The organism is Vibrio sp. dhg (assembly GCF_003443775.1).
GTDB lineage: Bacteria > Pseudomonadota > Gammaproteobacteria > Enterobacterales > Vibrionaceae > Vibrio > Vibrio natriegens.
Genome location: NZ_CP028943.1, coordinates 400,471 through 419,961 on the forward strand (window position 1 = coordinate 400,471; position 19,491 = coordinate 419,961).

The window sequence follows — 19,491 nt, forward strand, 5'->3', positions numbered from 1 at the left end:
ACATGAGTTATTTGGAAGCCTTTATTTTGGCTCTGATTCAGGGTCTGACGGAGTTTTTGCCGATTTCCAGCTCCGCACACTTGATCCTGCCTTCCGCTATTCTTGGTTGGGAAGACCAAGGTCTTGCATTTGATGTTGCCGTTCACGTCGGAACCTTGATGGCCGTGGTGATCTATTTCCGTTATGAAGTGATCACGTTATTTCGGGCGTTGTTTGCCTCTATCTTTAAAGGTGATCGTGGTAAAGAAGCGAAACTGGCATGGATGATCGTACTGGCAACGATTCCTGCTTGTGTGTTTGGTTTACTGATGAAAGACATCATCGAAGTGTACCTGCGCAGTGCCTATGTGATCGCGACGACGACAATAGTGTTCGGTTTATTGCTGTGGTGGGCGGATAAACACGCCAAACAAGTGGCAAACGAATATCAGACTGGCTGGAAGAAAGCGCTATTTATTGGTATCGCTCAAGCATTAGCGATGATTCCGGGAACCTCTCGTTCTGGCGCGACGATTACCGCAGCGCTGTACCTTGGCTTTACTCGTGAGGCCGCTGCGCGTTTCTCGTTTCTGATGTCGATTCCAATCATCGCGCTTGCAGGTAGCTACCTTGGTATGAAGCTGGTTACCAGTGGCGAACCCGTGCACATTGGGTTTTTACTGACGGGCATCGTGACGTCTTTTGTGAGTGCGTACATATGTATCCACTTCTTCCTCAAGATGATTTCACGTATGGGGATGACTCCATTCGTTATTTACCGTCTGATTCTGGGTGTGGGCCTATTTGCTTTCTTACTTAGTGCCTGAGTCCTTATTTAATCAAGCGCCCGCTCCATGTTGAGCGGGCGTTTTTGTTTGGTCGCTATTTATTAAGCGCGATTTTTACCGCTTCAATCCGTCTCTTTTCTTGTTCATCTCGAATCGCTGGCCCTTTAAATCCATCCTGAATGATAGCCTGAACATCCACCGCTGCTGCGGCTTGATAGGCTCGGGTAAAAATCTCCGCTTGAGGATAAGGCTGATCTTCTAAGCCTTTTCTACCTGCATGGTCAGCCTGACAGCAGATTAAAATGTCTTGCAGTCGATCGGCTTTACGCCATACGTCGAACTTGTTGAGAACTTTGATGATGGTTTGCGGTTTTAACTCTGCTGCTCGGTGAATGTTGGAATGCTGTTCGCAGACCATTAAGGCTAAATCACGAAACTCATTGGGTACGCGAACGCGTTCACACAGCTTTTTAATCAGCTTGAGGCCTGTATGGCAGTGCATTTTGTGACTTGGCCATTCACGCTTTGGCGTCACGCCTTTACCGAGATCATGCACTTGTGCCGCAAAGCGTACTGGCAGAGAAGCGCTGAGTTTCGCGGCTTGTTCGGCGACCATTAAGGTGTGAATACCGGTGTCGATTTCAGGGTGCCATTTCTCAGGTTGAGGCACCCCAAACAGGGCGTCAATTTCTGGCAGGACAACCGCCAGAGCTCCGCATTCACGCAGTACGGAAAGAAAGACATCCGGTCGAGGAGAAGACAAAGATTTATGCCATTCCTGCCACACCCGTTCTGGTGTCAGTGTGTCGAGCTCCCCGGATGCAGACATATCACGCATCAGTTGCATGGTTTCGTCTGCCACCTTAAAACCCAATGGCGCGAGCTTGGCTGCAAAGCGGGCCACACGCAGGACTCGAAGTGGATCTTCAATAAACGCATCAGAGACGTGGCGTAGGAGGCGGTTGTTGAGATCGTCTTGGCCGCCGTAGGGATCGTACAGCTTTCCCTTGTCATCCATTGCCATGGCGTTGATGGTTAAGTCTCGACGAATCAAATCTTCTTCCAAGGTAACATTTTGATCGAAGAAGCATTCAAAGCCAGTATAACCCGAGCCTGATTTTCTCTCTGTTCGTGCCAGTGCATGTTCTTCTTTGGTTTTAGGGTGAAGAAACACAGGGAAATCTTTACCGACGGCGGTATACCCCTGTTCAAGCATCATTTCTGGGGTTGCACCAACCACCACCCAATCATTGTCATAGTGATCAATTCCAAGTAATTGATCCCGGACTGCACCACCTACTAAGTAAACTTGCACGAACAACCTCTTAATTTACTGATATGTCGTTGGACATTGTAGCAAGCAATGGTACTTTTCTTTACTCCCAATAGAAGATGCATCTATGTTTATTAGGGGCAGTTTCAAAGTGGGCGGGTTTTTAGCTGGAGATCCTATGTATAAGGACTTTTTTGGGTTTGTTGAGCAACCTTTTTCGATTGTTCCAAACTCTCGTTATTTGTATCTGAGTCAACGTCATAAAGAAGCGATTACGCACCTCAAAGCCGGATTGGGTGATGGGGGCGGATTTGCCATGTTGACAGGAGAAGTAGGGACGGGGAAAACCACCGTGGCGAAAGCCATGTTGGCCAACTTGGACGAGACCACCAAGGCGGGTTTGATTCTTAATCCAACGTTTTCGACTCGAGATCTTCTGGAGGCGATTTGTGATGAATTTAAAATTGTCTATCCGCAAGATGCGACGTTAAAACAGTTAAACCAAGTGATTCATCAATACCTGCTGCACAACCATAATGCTGGCTGGCAAACCTTGTTGGTTATTGATGAAGCGCAGCATCTGGTCGCGGATGTGTTAGAGCAACTTCGCTTGCTGACGAATTTAGAAACAGAGACCCGAAAGCTGCTTAAAGTCCTTTTGGTGGGTCAGCCAGAGTTACAACGCTTATTACAAACCACCCAGCTACGCCAGCTAGCTCAGAGAATTACTGGTCGTTACCACCTCTTGCCTTTGGATGAAAAAGAAACCGAGGATTACATCGCGTTCCGGCTTCATACGGCGGGGGGCAATCAACAGTTATTTAATCGTAGTTCGACCAAACTGATCGCCAAGTACAGTCATGGTATTCCCAGGCTGATTAACCTCATTTGCGATAAAGCTCTTAACATGAGCTATCACCAGGGCAGCACAGTTGTAGACAAACAGACCGTTCTGCGCGCTTGTGAAGAGGTTATGCAATTTCAGGCCGATATTTATCAGCAAGACAACAAATCTGGACAAATGGTATCTCGTCGTCCATTTAGCTGGCCAGCTTGGGGAACAGCTGCGATTGGGGTAGCTGCCGCGCTTGGTGTCGGTTGGGCGGTCATTAATCATATGCCGATGAAGCCCATTTACCAGTTTGTCGAAGAGACCGTTGCCATCAGTGCTCCTGAGCCGGTTGAGTCAGTTGAACCTGTCGTCGTGCGCGATCAGCTAAGCAATGAGCAACGCGAGTTACTGCTCTCACAAAAACAATCGAACCTTGCCGTGAACGACCTGTATAAATTGTGGGGCTACCGAGCTTCGGTACGCGATAACCTCTGCTTATCTGAGGCCCAATCGACCATGGTTTGTGAGAGGAAAATGGCGACTTGGCCGCTGTTGATGAAGCAAAATAGACCCGTGATCTTGGAGCTGAATTATCAAGGCGATATTGGTTATGTGATTCTCTACGCGGTAGGGAACGATAAAGTCGAAGTACTTAACGGTAAGCAGCGTTTGCGCCTCCCTCTCTCCTGGTTAAAACCGATGTGGCAGGGAAATATTATCGAGCTGTGGCAATCGCCGCTTAAAGAAACCTTGCGGTTAGATATGGAAGGGCCTGCTATAGAAGTTTTAGACCAGCTACTTGCTGAGGCGGTAAGCGAATTACCTTTAGGCACCTCCATTTTTGATTCAGAAATGAAAGAACGCGTCGAACTGTTTCAACGCTGGCAAGGCATTGGTGTTGACGGTATCGCGGGTCAGCGCACGCTAGAGCGATTACAGCAAAATGTGCAGCCTAACGCGCCAACTCTGGCAAGCATAGATAAGGAGGATGCGTAATGTCTTTAGCCAAGCATGCAAGCTTGCTGCTTTTGCCTATAGGTATTTCTGCCCTTGGCACTGCCTGGTATCTGGAAAAGCTGACTCCTAAAACTCAAGCTGCGACGCCTGTGGCTGTTGCCGTAGCGGAGGTTGTACAGCCGTTTGAGGTATTGGACTATCCAGATGTCAGCCAACTGGCGCAACTGCCAAGAGAGTGGCCTAGTGCGGAATTATCAGGTGATACGGGAAGCTACATGCCATCAGAAGAGTATGTCAGCAGCAATCAGGGCACTTCATCCCCGGTGGCACAAAATCAAGCCAGCGATGACGATTTAGACTTCACTTTGGATGATATCGATTTATCGTCACTGTCGCCGGATTTGGCAATGAAGGTGGAGAACGCACTGTCTAAGAGCGGAAGTTCAACGTCGCAGCGCTCAACGCCAGTTAACGATTTGGAGGGGAATGCCCAGCAGTGGCAGGGTCGTCTTCCAGCACTCAACTTACAAACGCACATGTACGCCAGTGATTCCCAACGGCGTTGGGTGAAAATCAATAATGTGGAATATCACCAAGGTGATGTGGTGGATGGTCAGGTCACACTGAAAGAGATTCAGCCACAAGCGGTGATTGTTGAGTTTCAGGGAGAACAGATCCGTATTCCGGCACTTTATGAGTGGGAAGGGTAACTCAGTCCAAATAAGCAAAAGGCCACAATCATGTGGCCTTTTTAGTATTCAATACGAGGGAGCGATTATGCCCAACCTGCTGGAGAACGCTTTTTGCGTGGCATTAGATGAGGCAAGACCAAACCAAACAGCAGGCCAAGACCTGCAACACCACCACCGTAGGTGAAGTACTTCAGCAGCATGTCATCTTTTTGCGTATCAAGTTTAGCGCGCAGCTCACGATTTTCTGTTTCAATCGAAGTCAGTTGGTCGCTGATCTCTGAATACTTGTTCTCAAGATCAGAGATTTGTTGATTACGTGTTTCTAGTGAGGTCACAAGGCCCGCTTTTTCTGTGTCTGAAGTCTGGCGAGCATTGGCCAGTTGTTCTTTCACTTCAGCAAGCTCTTTTTCAATACGAGGTAGGCGAATTGCCATGCTTTCTTTGTTAGTGACAAATTTGCTTTGCACCCAGCCAGTACGGCCGCGGGAGTCACGAACTTGTGTATAGCCGGTCTCTTTATTCGCGCTTAGTAGTTGTACTTGCGAACCTGCGTCGACACTACCAATAATTCGGTAAGTGTTGTTTGGACCTGAGTGCATAAAAGTGAATAGGTCATCAGAAATATAACGGTTTGCAGCTAGGGCCGTTGGCGCTGCTAGCAAAGTAAACAAAACCGTGATGATTAGTTTTTTCACAGTAAATCCCTTAACGATTTTTCTTGGATACAGCGTTGGCACCGAATTATTGGAGCCGGAATTAGACGAATAGTATGCAGTTTCAAACTTTGGTGCAACAAAGAAGGGAGGCAAAGCCTCCCTTTCTGTGCGTTTGGGTCAATAATGACAAAGCGCTTACATTCTATTGACGGATGTCTTAATTACGAAAACATTGCTTGAATGCCGTAGAAGAAGACCACTGCCAATAGTGCACCAGCTGGTAGAGTAACAATCCATGAAGCAACGATGTTACGAACCACACCTAGGTTTAGTGCTGCAATACCGCGAGCAAAACCTACACCCAGAACCGCACCAACCAGTGTTTGAGTGGTTGAAATTGGCAGACCTGTACCAGATGCCAGAACAACGGTACATGCCGTCGCTAGCTGCGCTGCAAAGCCACGGCTTGGTGTTAGTTCAGTAATACCTGTACCAACGGTTGCCATTACTTTGTGGCCCAGAGTCGCAAGGCCCACAACGATACCTATACCACCTAGTGGAAGAATCCACCATGCGATTGTGCTCTTAGATGTGATTTCACCCATGTGCTCAACAGTTGATACTACCGCTGAAAGAGGGCCAATCGCGTTTGCTACGTCGTTAGAACCGTGTGCAAATGCCATCGCACAAGCTGTGATAACCATTAGCACACTGAAGATGCCTTCAACACCTGAGAAGCTGTGGTCATCTTCGCGGTTAGCAAATTTCTTCTGAATGTAGAAGTAGCCGCCAGCCATTACAATTGCCGATACCGCAGCCGCCCACATCCAGGCTTCACCGTTGCTCAGGTGAAGACCAACGTGCTTAAGACCTTTTTTGATAGTAACCAGTGCAATCACCATTGTGGTGATAAACATGTAAACAGGCACAAAGCGTTTTGCATTAAATAGCGGATTTTCTGTATCAAAAATCAGGCGTTGTGCGCTGACAAAAATCACGTATGCAAAGAAGCCGGAGATAACTGGAGTAATGATCCAACTACCCACAATGCCCTGAACGCTGCCCCAGTCCACGGCTTCTGTACCTACAGATACGCACGCAAAACCGATGATCGCACCGATGATAGAGTGAGTGGTTGATACTGGCCAGCCCATGTAAGACGCTAGCAGTAGCCATGTGCCGGCAGCAAGTAGCGCAGACATCATACCGAAGACAAGAACGTCAGGCTGGTGAGCAAATAGAGATGTTTCGATAACACCTTTACGGATAGTGTCGGTTACTTCACCGCCTGCAAGATATGCACCCGCAAATTCAAAGATCATCGCAATGATGATAGCTTGTTTTACGGTTAGCGCTTTTGAACCTACCGATGTACCCATCGCATTGGCAACGTCGTTCGCGCCAATACCAATCGCCATCATGAAACCAAAAATCGCTGCAACAATAATCAGGACAGTGCCGTAGTTCGCAAGGATATCCATCGTAATACCTAGTTGTTTTATAACAAGCGGAACAAAATTTTACGCGCGCCAAATCGAAAGACGATGAAAACAGTCATCGTCCTTATGACACGTGTGTATTATGCTCTTCGTTATGTCGTTAACTTATGTTTTAAGATCGAGATAGCATGACTTCCAAACGAGCACCTACGCGCTGCGCTTGGTCGGCAATACCACCTACCCATTCAAGAATCTTATACAAGAACATGACATCGATAGGGTTCATGTCAGATTCAATCGCCATCAATTGTTGACGAAGTTCAATCTGCATAGCATCGGTATCATCTTCGATGACGTCTAACTGATGAATCATTTCAGCAACGAGTGTTACTTCACGGCCTTTAAAGCCTGTTTCTAATAGTTCATCAAGTTCATTAATTACCTTTTGCGCCTGATTAGCCGCGTCAAGACAACGTTGAACGTAAGCGAGGAAATTTGGCTGGAGAGCCTCAGGAATGACAAGTTGACGACCATATACACGGCCAGCAATGTCTTTCGCCAAGTTGGCAAGTTTGTCTTGTTGAGTCAGAAGCTCAAGCATGTCAGTACGGTCTACTGGCATAAACAAACCGCGAGGCAGTTTTAGACGGATTTCACGTTTCAGAACATCCGCTTCTTTCTCAAGGTGAGAAATTTGAGCACGGATCTCTGCTGCTTTTTCCCAGTCTCCCTTTGAAGAAACTTCAAAGAACTTCACCAGGTGTGAACAACATTCGTTGACACACACAACGTGGCGTTGCAAAGGCTTAATAGGGGACTTTGCAAATAACCCCATAATTGTATTTACTGGCATGGTCATTCAACCTAATAACTATAACCTAAAAAAAACATACACCATTTCTTTGGTCTTGGCGAAATGTTGAGCGATGGCTATAAAGGCGCGCATGTTAACGCATTAAATCGCTCTTTAAAACTGTTTTAGATCATCATTCGAGTGATATTTCTTTCTTGCCGTGTAAGAAAATACGCAATATCCTGTTTCTATCTGCTTTGAAAGGTATAGCTATGGAAACCGAAATAGAACTGAAGTTTTTTGTTTCTCCTGAATTTTCAGAAACTTTAAAGGGAAAAATTTCTGAGACAAAAGTACTTCAGCATAGTTGTCGTGACTTGGGTAACACCTACTTTGATACTGCCGATAAATGGTTAAGAAAGCATGACATTGGTTTAAGAATTCGCCGTTTTGATGATGTATTTGTTCAAACAGTGAAAACCGCAGGACGCGTCGTCGCTGGTTTACACCAAAGACCAGAATACAATGCTGAGCACACGAGCGATGAGCCCGATCTCACACTTCATCCTTCTGATATCTGGCCTGCTGGCAAAGATGTCGAGACCTTACAATCCGAACTCACTCCGTTATTTTCGACTAATTTCACTCGCGAGCAGTGGCTAATTGGTATGCCTGATGGCAGCCAGGTTGAAGTCGCCTTTGACCAAGGTATGGTTATCGCGAAAGGTGATGATGGAGAAGACAGACAAGAGCCGATTTGCGAAGTAGAACTGGAACTCAAATCTGGACAAACCGATGCTCTGTTTACATTGGCGCGTAGCTTTTGCGAGCAAGGTGGCATGCGTCTCGGGAATTTAAGCAAAGCGGCCAAAGGTTATCGCTTGGCAACCGGATATACGGGTGATGAGGTAAAACCGCTGGCTTTAGTCGACAGCAGCAGCACAGACACCGTGGAATATTGTCTGATCAACTCGTTAGAGCACGCGTTGTCCCACTGGCACTACCATGAGCAAATCTATTCTGAACGTGATTGTGTCGAAGCACTTCGCGAAATCAGCAATGCGCTTCGATTTATTCGCCAGACCTTAACCATATTTGGTGGCATTGTCCCACGTCGAGCCAGTGCGATTCTGCGTCAGGAACTAAAATGGTTGGAAGAAGAGCTTACATGGTTAGACGAACATGCTCACCTTGAAGAGTTACTGGATGACAAAGGTAACGTGTTGCGTAAGCTTGATGCCCGCAAGTTCTTGGTTTCGGAGCTAACCCAGCAACTGCAAGAACTCCCAAGCCGTGAAGAAGTGCTAGAGCTGTTAAGTTCGGCTCGTTACACCGGCTTATTGCTTGATCTGAGCCGTTGGATCCTTGCTCGCGGCTGGCAGCCATTTTTGGATGAAAAAGCACGAGAAAAAATGGCGAGCAACATCTTGCCATTTTCTGTCACGCAACTGGATCGTACTTGGGCTGAGCTGATGGAAGCGTTCCCCGCAGAGCGTGATTTGTCTGCACAGGATTATGTTGACCAGCGTTATCGCTTACTTCGCAATCTCTACACCGGAATCGGATTCGCGAGCCTGTACAACAGCGACGAGCGTAATAGCTTCCGTCTTCCATGGGCGGATCTGGTTCATGGTATCGATGATTTGTTGATGCTGAATCATTTGTTGCCGCTGGTGGACATGCTACAAGCCGATGAAAAAGAGCAGCTAGAACGATGGCTGCACCGTCAAGAGCGCTCTATCCTACATGCTATGGATCAAACCCGAGCCATCAGCGTTGAGACACAGCCTTACTGGCGAGAGTGATAGCACCTCATCAACTGCGTATTGCATGCAATTAGGGCCTCCAGGCCCTATTTTTCTTTTTGGCTCTGTTGCTCTTGTTGTCGCAGTTCAAGCTCATTTATCCGATTAAGGATCGTTTCCTGCTGTTCAACGAGTTTGTTCAACATATGCTCTGTATGCTTGGTTCGATGATCTTCTTTCTTCGTTGGAGCCGTCACGATTGACGTGACCAAACCAGAGATCATGCCGAAGATCCCCACACCACAAACAATGATCACTACGGCGAGAAATTTGCCACCACTGGTTACCGGATAATGGTCCCCATATCCTACGGTAGAGATAGTGACAAACACCCACCACAAAGCGTCGGCCCCTGTCCGAATATTGGCTGCAGGATCTTTAGCTTCAATGAACAGCATCGTGCTGGAGCCCAGAGTTATTAAAATCACCATTAGTAACAGAATGGAAGCAACGGTTGTTTCTCGGCGATTCTCCTTGAGTTGATGGAGAATGAATCTAGAAGAGCGCAGTACCAGTACCATGCGCAAAATATGGAAAACTCTGGCAAAGCGTAGTGGCTCGATCATTGGGATACTGGCCACAAAATCTATCCAGTGTAGTTTAAGGAAGTTCCACCGATTTGTGGCGCGGATCAAATCAATGGTCAGTTGTAAGAGAAAAATACTACAGATTATGAAGTCGAGACCGATAAGTACTTGACGGGTTTCGCGATCGATCGAAAAAAATAACAGACCTGAGGTTACAAATAATGCCAGAAAGGACAGGACTAATGACAAAAGTCCCATTGGGCGGGTGCTGTCTTTGATATCGTTGTTTTTCATACAAATCTCGAATTAATTCGCGTAACAGAATGACAAAAACTATATAAGACTCGGTGGAGAACTGACAATGGAAAAACTGGCATTTAAGCCGTGGGAAAGAGTCATATCCGACATTCGACTAGTACCAAAGATGGTCATGTTGATGGTCTTCAGTACTATTTTGATTGTGGCAAAGCAACTTTGGGATGCCAACACGTTTTACGATTCATTGTTGGCTGCGACGCAGAATACGGATATTGCTCAGCAGCATTATGAGGCCTACCTGACTCAGGTTGTTTGGCAGACAGCGTTGCTCATCATTGTCTTTGTTGTTTTGTTGTTAGCCGCAGCACGTGTCATGTTACGTCAAACTCAATACCTGAATGATGCGATAAAACTGATGGCGAGCAAAAACTTATCGGTACCATTTGGTATGGATTGTAAGGATGAATACGGAGACGTGGCACGCGAGCTGGAAAAAACACGTCGCCAATTACATGACGTAATCCAAATGCAAATCAACGCCTCAGATGAGCTCTCAGCGCTGACTGAAGTGATGACAATAAGCATGTCAGAAACCAAAGAGTCGGCTCAGGAAGAGTTCAATGAAATAGACCAGCTTGCGACCGCCATGAGTGAAATGTCTTCTACTGTTCAAACGGTGGCAGAACATGCCCAGCAGGCATCGATTCTCACTGAACAGGCGTCGTCTCAAGCGGTTTCTGGTCAACAATTCTTACAGAGCACTGTCGATAAGATGAGTGAACTTTCTAAGGATATTGCCTCTTCTGCTCAGGCTGTTAATCAGGTGGAAGAACGCGTGGAAGCGATTGGCAGTGTTGTAGGAACCATTCAGGGCATTTCTGAACAGACCAACCTATTGGCACTTAACGCCGCGATTGAAGCCGCACGAGCGGGTGAAGCGGGACGCGGTTTTGCGGTAGTCGCAGACGAAGTTCGCAACTTAGCACAGCGCACGCAACAGGCGACGATAGAGATTCAGGAAATGATTACTCACCTGCAAACCAGCGCAGAATCAGCCGTTGAACTGATGGAGAAAAGCGTGGTTGAGGCCGCGGAAGGCAATGAACTGGTCTCAAATGCTGGCACAGAGTTGGATGGCATTGTTACTCAAGTTACTCAAATCAATGACATGAACTTCCAAATCGCCACGGCTTCTGGTCAGCAAAGCAGTGTCGCAGAGGAAATGAGCCAAAACCTGACTAACGTAAGAGAGCTGGTTGAAGCATCTGTGATTGTGGTGACCGAGTTGCTGGAAACGTCTGAAACCATGCAAAATAACGCTGGAGAATTAGACAAGAAAATCAAGTCATTCAGTGTTTAATGCATATAGCTTTTGATAATACGCCCACAAACCTTTTGTGGGCGTTTTTATTTGCTGCAACTCTGGTATAACTTAAAGCTCATTCATCGTGCTTTTCACAAGGAAGAAAAATGCAGCTGCCTTCGTCTTTGATTTCTGTCGCTGAATCTGCCGTTCAAAATGCTCAGCAAGCTGGCTACTTTCAATTGTGGCCAAGTGAAATCGCAGAGCAATTTTACTATGTATCTGGCCTGAGCCAGTTCATAACCGAAACTATTCATCGAGATGAAAAGCTCGCTCAGGACTTGCCTGAGATGGTGGCGGAGCCAAGCCGACAAGCGTCTTACCGAACAAGACTCGCGGAGTTATTGGCAGATTGTCAGGATGAAGTGTCAGGCCATCGTGTATTACGTCAGTTCCGTAATCGTGAGATGGTTTATATTGCGTGGAAAGATTTCCTTCATGCCTGGACACTGGAAGAGTCACTGAGTCACCTTTCTCAACTGGCAGAGGCGCTGATCTTCGAAACTTACCAATGGCAATATCAGGCTTGTTGTAAAGAGTGGGGGACACCAACCAATGCTGAAGGTGAAGCTCAACCGATGCTAGTCATTGGTATGGGTAAGCTTGGTGGTGGCGAGCTGAACTTCTCTTCCGATATTGATCTTATTTTTACCTATCCAGATAACGGTGAAACTCAGGGTGCGCGCCGCAGCATTGCCAATGCGCAATTCTTTACCCGCCTTGGCCAGCGCATTATTAAAGCATTAGACCAGCAAACCTTTGATGGCTTCTGCTACCGCGTTGACATGCGTTTACGTCCATTTGGTGAAAGTGGTCCCTTGGTGATGAGCTATGCGGCGCTGGAAGACTATTATCAGGAACAAGGACGCGACTGGGAACGCTATGCAATGGTTAAAGCTCGTGTGATGGGATGCGAAATGTACCCACAGTATCAAGAGCTGCGTAAGATGTTGCGTCCATTTGTGTTCCGACGTTACATCGACTTCAGTGCGATTCAGTCCTTACGCCGTATGAAGTCGATGATAAGCAGCGAAGTGCGTCGTCGTGGGCTGAATAACAACATCAAGCTGGGTGCGGGCGGTATTCGTGAAATTGAATTTATCGCTCAGGTGTTCCAGCTTATCCGAGGCGGACGCGAGCCTTCTCTGCGCAATCGAGGCTTGCTGGAAACCCTGCGAGGGATTGAAGAACTTGCCTTGCTAACACCACAAGACGTACAAAGTCTGGAAGCTGCGTATAAGTATTTGCGTCAACTAGAGAACTTACTGCAAGCCATGGCGGATAAGCAAACGCAGACATTGCCAGATTGCGAGATTGAGCGCATGAAGCTGGCGACTGCAATGCGATTTGACTCCTGGGATGAGTTGATCACTCAGACTCAGCTGCACATGGGCAAGGTTCATCAGGTATTCGATTCTTTGATTGGCGATGACGAGGAAGATGAAGGCAGTAATGTTGCGCGCCATTTCCATGAGCTATGGGATATGGCGAAAAAGCAAGATGTACTAGAGCATATCCTGCAACAAGATATTCAGGTGGAAGATTTTTCCTCCTGCGCAAAAACCATTATCGATTTCAAGCAAGACATTGCCAAGAAAACACTGGGTCCACGCGGTCGAGAAGTGCTCAATAGACTGATGCCTAAAGTCTTCGATGCGGTTTTCGCGCATCCAGACGCTCAATTTGGTTTACCTCGAGTGCTGCATTTATTGCACAAAATCTGTACCCGAACCACGTACTTAGAGTTATTGGATGAACACCCGGCTGCTCTGGTGCAACTCGTGAGGTTGTGTACGGCAAGTCCGATGATTTCGGAGCAGTTATCGCGTTACCCAATCCTGCTTGATGAGCTGATTGATCCGCAGCAACTGTACAATCCTATTCCTTTAGACAGTTACCGAACCGAGCTGCGTGATTTTCTGGCGCGAATTCCAGAAGATGACATGGAGCAGCAGATGGAAGCACTGCGTCAATTCAAGCAAATTTGTATTCTGCGTATTGCAGCGGCAGACATTGCGGGTGCTTTGCCTGTCATGAAAGTGAGTGACCACTTAACTTATCTGGCAGAAGCCATCGTGGAAGCGGTTGTCAGTCAGGCCTGGTTGCAGGTGTCAGAAAAGTATGGTGAACCTACCCATGTTAAAGACCGTGAAGGCCGAGGGTTTGCGGTTATTGGCTATGGCAAAGTTGGCGGCTGGGAGCTGGGTTACAACTCTGATTTGGACATCGTATTTATGCATGACTGTCCGGTCAGTGTATACACTGATGGTAAGAAAGAAATCGATGGTCGCCAGTTCTATCTTCGTTTAGCACAGCGCATTATCCATATTTTCTCAACCCGCACCGCATCAGGGATTCTGTACGAAGTGGACACTCGCTTACGTCCGTCTGGAGCCTCGGGTTTACTGGTGAGTCCTACTGACGCATTTGACGAATATCAGCATCAGGAAGCCTGGACATGGGAACACCAAGCTTTGGTTCGTGCCCGAATGATCTATGGAGACGAACCTTTGGCTATCGCTTTCCATAACACTCGACATGATGTGCTGTGTAAATCGCGCGACCAAGCGACGCTCAAAAAAGAAGTCGTCGAGATGCGTGAAAAAATGCGTGATCATCTCGGAGGAAAGAAAGCCGGGCGTTTTATGCTTAAACAAGATGTTGGCGGCATCACCGACATTGAATTCCTGGCTCAGTATCTGGTGCTCAACTACAGCCATGATAAACCTAAACTCACGCGCTGGTGCGATAACGTACGAATTTTTGAAACGCTAATTGCACAACAGGTGATGGACGAAGACCAAGCGATGCAGCTGATAAACGCCTATACCTCCATGCGTAATGAGATACACCATAGAAACTTGCTCAATCTGGACGCTGATGTTGCCGAGAATAAATTTGTTGCGGAAAGAGAGTGGGTGAAACAGGCATGGAATCAGTGGTTCAGTTAAGGCGAGTTATTTAGCCACGCCAAGCGCTGTGGTAAACTCTGCACGATTTAATTTTTGGAGACCAATAATGAAACCAATTCTACCTGATTACAACAACGCTGGTGTGCTTATCATCGGTGATGTCATGCTAGATCGTTACTGGTATGGCCCAACTGGACGTATCTCACCGGAAGCGCCAGTTCCTGTTGTAAAAGTAGAAAACAATGAAGAGCGTCCGGGTGGTGCTGCAAACGTTGCGATGAACATCGCGTCATTGGGTGGTCACGCTCACATTGTTGGTCTGACAGGAATGGATGAACCTGCAAAAGTTCTGACAGAAAAACTCAGCTCGCTCAAAGTAAAATGTGACTTTGTGCCGCTGCCAGAGTACCCAACGATCACTAAGTTACGTGTAATGAGCCGCGGTCAGCAGTTGATTCGTCTGGACTTCGAAGACAAGTTCGAAAATACAGACCCAGAACCTGTGCTTACGCGCATGGATTCTGCTCTGCCAACTGTCAAAGCCGTGATCATGTCAGATTACGCAAAAGGCTCTCTTGAACATGTACAGGCGTACATTCAGAAAGCGCGCGCTGCCAACGTTCCTGTTTTCATCGATCCAAAAGGTGCCGACTTTGAACGCTACCGTGGTGCGACCCTTCTGACGCCAAATATGAAAGAGTTCGAAGATGTGGTTGGCAAAGTGAAATCTGATCAGGAGCTGGTGGAAAAAGCACTGGCGCTTGTGGAAGAGTTTGACTTTGATGCGCTGTTGGTTACCCGAAGTGAACATGGTATGACGTTAATTCGCCGAGGTGCGGAACCGTTCCATCTGCCAACACAAGCAAAAGAAGTGTATGACGTAACGGGTGCAGGCGACACCGTTATTTCTGTACTGGCGGCTTCAGTTGCTGCGGGTAAATCATTTGAAGAAGCGTGTGCTCTAGCGAATGCGGCTGCTGGCGTTGTGGTTGGTAAACTAGGAACATCAACCTTGTCTGAAATTGAACTGGCTGAAGCGGTACATGGTAGTAAAGATACCGACTTTGGTGTGATTTCAGAAAAAGCTTTGATCGAAGCGGTGAAGAAAGCACGTGCTAAAGGCGAGAAGGTTGTGATGACCAATGGCTGTTTTGACATTCTTCACGCAGGCCATGTGTCTTACTTAAACCATGCGGCTGAATTGGGCGATCGCCTTATTGTTGCTGTGAATACTGACGAGTCCGTTAAGCGTCTTAAAGGTCCTGGCCGTCCGGTAAACCCAACTGATCGTCGTATGGCAGTATTGGCTGGCTTAGGTGCGGTAGATTGGGTGGTGCCATTTAGTGAAGATACGCCGCAACGCTTGATCTCAGAAGTGCTGCCAAGCTTATTGGTCAAAGGCGGAGACTACAAACCAGAAGAGATTGCAGGTGGCAAAGAGGTGATTGCTGCTGGCGGTGAAGTTCGTGTACTGAACTTTGAAGATGGTTGTTCAACCAGTGAAATTATTAATGCGATTAAAGGTGGCAAAGGGTAAACCCTTTAACATCTAAATTAAATCGTAATGGAAAGGCTGCCTAGGGTGGCCTTTTTTGCATCTGCCTGCGATACCTAATCTTCCGCTTTTTTTACAGGCAAGAAAAACGCCAGTTGTTTAGCAACTGGCGTTTTGCTTGTCTTGTTTACTGATTAGTTTACAGCTTTCAGACCCGCATCGATATTCAGAATGTCTTGCTCATTCAGTGTGCCTACCGCCTGACGCAGTTGCAGACCACTGATGATGTAGTCGTAACGAGCATTAGATAGGTTGCGGTTTGCATCGTATAAACGGCGAGTCGCGTCCAGTACGTCAACAATCGTACGAGTACCTACATCAAAACCTGCTTCTGTCGCCTCTAGTGCAGAGCGAGCAGAAACTACAGATTGCTCGTAAGCTTTCAATGCACCGATTGATGCGTTGATGTTGTTGTTTTGCGCGCGAACATCTTTCACTACGCTACGGTACTGAGCTTCGAGATCTTCACTTGCAGCAACATAAGCGTACTCAGCTTGTTTAGTTTGCGAAGTTACGTTACCGCCTGTGTATAGAGGAACTGATAGGTTAATACCCACGCTCAATGCGTCAAGATCATAGTCTGCTGAACTCTGTCCACGGTCAGAATAGTTGTAACCACCGTCCAAGCTCAACGTTGGTAAGTGACCAGAACTAGCCAGGGAAATGTTGTCACGAGCGATATCCTGTGAAATGCGAGAAGACAGCAAACTTAGGTTTTGCTCTTTTGCAATTTCAATTAGGTCTTCAGCAGGGCTATCCGAGCGGCTTGCAGAGAAGCGAGCTGTATCAAGCACGTTCAGATTTTTGTGTTCCTGACCGGTGATTTCACGCAATGATTCGTAGCTGTTGATCAGATCGTTTTCTGCCAATACTTCATCAGCAAGTACTGCATCGTATTGAGCTTGTGCATCATGTACGTCGGTGATAGCAGAAAGGCCCACTTCAAAACGTTGTTTAGTTTGCTCAAGTTGGCGGCCAACAGCGGCTTTTTCGGCACGGACAAACACTAGGTTATCCTGAGCACGTAGTACTTCAAAGTAAGCTTGCGACACTCGAAGGATCAAACTTTGTTGTGTTGCCGCATAAGTTACGTCTGCCTGACGGGCTGTTTTCTCTGCCGTGTCTAACGTAATCCAAGATGCGCGGTTGTAAAGTTCTTGAGTGAAGTTGATACCAGCGGTCAGGTCATTCTTATCATAAGTCGTTTTACCCGCCGAATCGTAATCGATATCACCGCGGATCACATCGTAACCTGCTGTTAAGTTGATTTGTGGTAGAAGGGCACTACGGCTTGAGGTGATTGCTTCGAAAGCTTGGTCACGCTGTGCTGCTACGCTAAGCAATTGTGGATCGTTTTGTTTTGCTAAGTCGTAGATGTCAGCTAATGAGTCCGCATAAGCCGATACGCTTATGCTACCTAGCGCTGCACTGATAAAAAGTGGAAGCAATTTTTTCATTTTCTATTCCCGCGGTCAATAGATTGGTTAATTCTCAGTAGTTTAACTCAATTTGGACGATATTTACTCTAAACTTTGCATTTTTTTACACGTAATTATCCAGTTGTGCAATAAAAATTTGCACAATACTTAAAATAAATTATAACTATTATACAAAAAGTTGAGCCAAGTCCTTTGAGCAAGTGATTAACAATGAGTACACTACAAGATTCACTCAGAGAGGTGTTTAATGCAACAGTGTGACAAGCGACAAGACGAGTTTACTTCACAAGATGTGGAAATCATCTCGAAAGAGACCCTCTTCAAGGGCTTCTTTAAAATGGTGAAGTACCGTTTCAAACATCGGCTCTTTGCTGGTGGTTGGAGTGATGTTGTCGAGCGAGAAATGTTCGAACGTGGACACGCTGCGGCGATGTTGCCTTATGATCCAATAAAGGATCAGGTTGTTATCATTGAACAGATACGAGTTGGTGCATTAGAACACGATCATCCTTGGCAGCTTGAAATTGTTGCCGGCATGATTGATCGAGATGAGTCCGTTGAAGATGTGATCCGCCGCGAAGCTCACGAAGAGGCGGGGCTTGAGGTGGGGCGAGTGATTCCGATGACGTCTTACTATCCCTCTTCAGGCGGATGCTCAGAAAAGTTGGATATTTTTGTCGGAGAAGTCGATGCTTCTAAAGCGGAAGGCATTCATGGTTTAGACTATGAAGATGAAGATATTCGAGTTCACGTCATCAGCCGTGAAGAAGCATATCAATGGGTGAAAGATGGAAAACTTGAAAATGCTGCTTCAATTATTGCAGTGCAATGGTTGCAATTAAACCATCTTGAGTTGAAATCACAGTGGGTAAGCCCCCATAACGGTGGAGAGTAAGTAATGGCGCAGATAGCTGAAAAACAGCGATATCATGTTGATTTAGCGGGTCTAATGAGAACCTATGAGACCAATTACGCTAAATTAAATGCCCTGCTGCCTGTCTCTGCTGAGGTTGGTGACGTGCGCTGTTATCAAGCCGCGCATATGGTTTATCAATTGACCGTGAATGAAGTCACAAAATACACCACAGTTGTTGAGATATGTCAGAGTGATGAAACACCAGTGTTTCCTTTACCGACAATGTCTGTCAGGCTTTACCACGATGCGAGAGTAGCGGAAGTATGCTCAAGCGGAGACTTCTCTCGTATCAAAGCTAAATATGATTATCCCAACGACAAATTGATGCAACGAGATGAAAAGCATCAACTAAACACGTTCCTTGGTGAATGGCTGACGTTTTGTTTAAGAAGTGGAATCAGTAGAACACCACTTGCCTTCAATTGCTCGTCACGTCGCTAAAGGAAAATAACAAATAACAATATAGTGGACGAATCAGGTTTTCATTTTGCAATCATCTAGTGACAGCATCAAACTTTTACAAATCACGGATACTCATCTGTTTGAGGCAGATGAGGGAAGTTTGCTGAGCGTAAAAACGGCCGACAGCTTTTCTGCTGTGGTTGGTGAGGTTTTGCGCCGTGAAGTGGGGTTTGATTACATTTTAGCAACCGGGGATATTTCGCAAGATCACAGCGCGGGATCTTATCAACGATTCGCCGCAGGTATTGCGCCGCTCGAGAAAGATTGTTTCTGGCTGCCGGGCAATCATGACTACAAACCCAATATGGGCAGTGTACTTCCATCACAGCAGATCAAAGCGACGGAGCATGTGTTGCTTGGTGATAAGTGGCAAGTGATCCTGCTTGATTCTCAAGTAGTCGGCGTTCCGCACGGTCGTTTAAGCGATAAGCAGCTGACATTGCTTGAAGAAAAATTAGCCGAGTACCCTGAGCGTTATACGCTGGTATTATTGCATCACCACCCAATTCTTGTTGGTAGCGCGTGGCTAGACCAACACACTCTGAAAGATGCAGAAGCATTCTGGCAGATTGTCGAACGTTTTGATGGTGTTAAAGGGATTTTGTGCGGGCATGTTCATCAAGATATGAATGTGCTACATCAAGGTATTCGAGTCATGGCGACACCTTCTACGTGTGTGCAATTCAAGCCTAACTCAGATGACTTTGCATTAGATACCACTTCGCCAGGCTGGCGAGAATTAGAGCTGCATGCGACTGGCGAGATTACGACCCAGGTTAATCGATTGCCGGAAGGTCAGTTCCAACCAGATTTCTCCTCGAACGGATACTAATCCTGCCCGAACA

General features: G+C 46.7%; 16 protein-coding genes. 10 read left to right on the forward strand and 6 right to left on the reverse strand.

The features are described from left to right. Window positions 1-2: 2 nt before the first annotated feature. Window positions 3-806 carry an undecaprenyl-diphosphate phosphatase gene (locus DBX26_RS01920; protein WP_014230759.1) on the forward strand — a complete coding sequence of 268 codons (804 nt, stop codon included), beginning with the start codon at window positions 3-5 and terminating at the stop codon, window positions 804-806. 55 nt (window positions 807-861) lie between these two features. On the opposite strand, the gene DBX26_RS01925 is transcribed toward DBX26_RS01920, so the two are convergent. Then, window positions 862-2,082 (reverse strand): multifunctional CCA addition/repair protein, encoded by a 1,221-nt coding sequence (locus DBX26_RS01925; RefSeq protein ID WP_118117687.1) that lies wholly within the window; start codon window positions 2,080-2,082, stop codon window positions 862-864. 136 nt (window positions 2,083-2,218) lie between these two features. On the opposite strand from DBX26_RS01925, the gene DBX26_RS01930 reads away from it, so the two are divergent. Continuing rightward, a complete protein-coding gene (locus DBX26_RS01930) occupies window positions 2,219-3,868 on the forward strand; it encodes an ExeA family protein (protein WP_118117689.1) in 1,650 nt (549 codons plus the stop codon). Continuing rightward, on the forward strand, window positions 3,868-4,539 hold the full coding sequence (locus DBX26_RS01935) for a general secretion pathway protein GspB (protein WP_118117690.1): 672 nt from the start codon (window positions 3,868-3,870) through the stop codon (window positions 4,537-4,539). Before DBX26_RS01930 ends, DBX26_RS01935 begins: the two co-directional genes overlap by 1 nt. Before the next feature lie 65 nt (window positions 4,540-4,604). Here DBX26_RS01935 and DBX26_RS01940 read toward each other — a convergent pair whose 3' ends face one another. From DBX26_RS01940 to DBX26_RS01950, 3 genes are all read right to left on the reverse strand, one after another. Next, the gene (locus DBX26_RS01940; protein ID WP_020335871.1) at window positions 4,605-5,216 is read right to left on the reverse strand and encodes a TIGR04211 family SH3 domain-containing protein; all 612 of its coding nucleotides are present in this window, start codon (window positions 5,214-5,216) and stop codon (window positions 4,605-4,607) included. A gap of 182 nt (window positions 5,217-5,398) precedes the next feature. Continuing rightward, window positions 5,399-6,658 carry an inorganic phosphate transporter gene (locus DBX26_RS01945; RefSeq protein ID WP_014230764.1) on the reverse strand — a complete coding sequence of 420 codons (1,260 nt, stop codon included), beginning with the start codon at window positions 6,656-6,658 and terminating at the stop codon, window positions 5,399-5,401. Window positions 6,659-6,788: 130 nt separating this feature from the next. Continuing rightward, window positions 6,789-7,469: a TIGR00153 family protein gene (locus DBX26_RS01950; RefSeq protein WP_014230765.1), complete on the reverse strand. Its 681-nt coding sequence runs from the start codon at window positions 7,467-7,469 to the stop codon at window positions 6,789-6,791. 212 nt (window positions 7,470-7,681) lie between these two features. On the opposite strand from DBX26_RS01950, the gene DBX26_RS01955 reads away from it, so the two are divergent. Then, window positions 7,682-9,214, forward strand: a complete 1,533-nt coding sequence (locus DBX26_RS01955; RefSeq protein WP_118117692.1) for an inorganic triphosphatase — start codon at window positions 7,682-7,684, stop codon at window positions 9,212-9,214. Between the two features lie 47 nt (window positions 9,215-9,261). Here the strand turns inward: DBX26_RS01955 and DBX26_RS01960 are convergent, their stop codons facing one another. Next, window positions 9,262-10,035 (reverse strand): ion transporter, encoded by a 774-nt coding sequence (locus DBX26_RS01960; RefSeq protein WP_014230767.1) that lies wholly within the window; start codon window positions 10,033-10,035, stop codon window positions 9,262-9,264. 67 nt (window positions 10,036-10,102) lie between these two features. Here DBX26_RS01960 and DBX26_RS01965 point away from each other — a divergent pair, with 67 nt between their 5' ends. The 3 genes from DBX26_RS01965 (at window position 10,103) to hldE (ending at window position 15,811) form a co-directional block, all read left to right on the forward strand. Next, complete coding sequence (locus DBX26_RS01965) at window positions 10,103-11,359, forward strand: methyl-accepting chemotaxis protein (RefSeq protein ID WP_065299110.1); 1,257 nt, start codon at window positions 10,103-10,105, stop codon at window positions 11,357-11,359. Window positions 11,360-11,469: 110 nt separating this feature from the next. Further along, window positions 11,470-14,313 (forward strand): bifunctional [glutamate--ammonia ligase]-adenylyl-L-tyrosine phosphorylase/[glutamate--ammonia-ligase] adenylyltransferase, encoded by a 2,844-nt coding sequence (gene glnE, locus DBX26_RS01970; RefSeq protein WP_065299111.1) that lies wholly within the window; start codon window positions 11,470-11,472, stop codon window positions 14,311-14,313. Between the two features lie 67 nt (window positions 14,314-14,380). Beyond that, complete coding sequence (gene hldE, locus DBX26_RS01975) at window positions 14,381-15,811, forward strand: bifunctional D-glycero-beta-D-manno-heptose-7-phosphate kinase/D-glycero-beta-D-manno-heptose 1-phosphate adenylyltransferase HldE (RefSeq protein ID WP_014230770.1); 1,431 nt, start codon at window positions 14,381-14,383, stop codon at window positions 15,809-15,811. Window positions 15,812-15,963: 152 nt separating this feature from the next. Here hldE and tolC read toward each other — a convergent pair whose 3' ends face one another. Continuing rightward, window positions 15,964-17,286 carry an outer membrane channel protein TolC gene (gene tolC, locus DBX26_RS01980; protein ID WP_118117694.1) on the reverse strand — a complete coding sequence of 441 codons (1,323 nt, stop codon included), beginning with the start codon at window positions 17,284-17,286 and terminating at the stop codon, window positions 15,964-15,966. A gap of 229 nt (window positions 17,287-17,515) precedes the next feature. Here tolC and nudF point away from each other — a divergent pair, with 229 nt between their 5' ends. The 3 genes from nudF to cpdA are packed head-to-tail and all read left to right on the forward strand — an operon-like array spanning window position 17,516 to window position 19,478. Beyond that, entirely contained in the window at window positions 17,516-18,163 is a 648-nt protein-coding gene (gene nudF / locus DBX26_RS01985) for an ADP-ribose diphosphatase (RefSeq protein ID WP_014230772.1), read from the forward strand. 3 nt (window positions 18,164-18,166) lie between these two features. Further along, a complete protein-coding gene (locus DBX26_RS01990) occupies window positions 18,167-18,625 on the forward strand; it encodes a DUF1249 family protein (protein ID WP_014230773.1) in 459 nt (152 codons plus the stop codon). A gap of 46 nt (window positions 18,626-18,671) precedes the next feature. Then, on the forward strand, window positions 18,672-19,478 hold the full coding sequence (gene cpdA, locus DBX26_RS01995; RefSeq protein ID WP_118117697.1) for a 3',5'-cyclic-AMP phosphodiesterase: 807 nt from the start codon (window positions 18,672-18,674) through the stop codon (window positions 19,476-19,478). The last annotated feature ends 13 nt before the right edge of the window (window positions 19,479-19,491 follow it).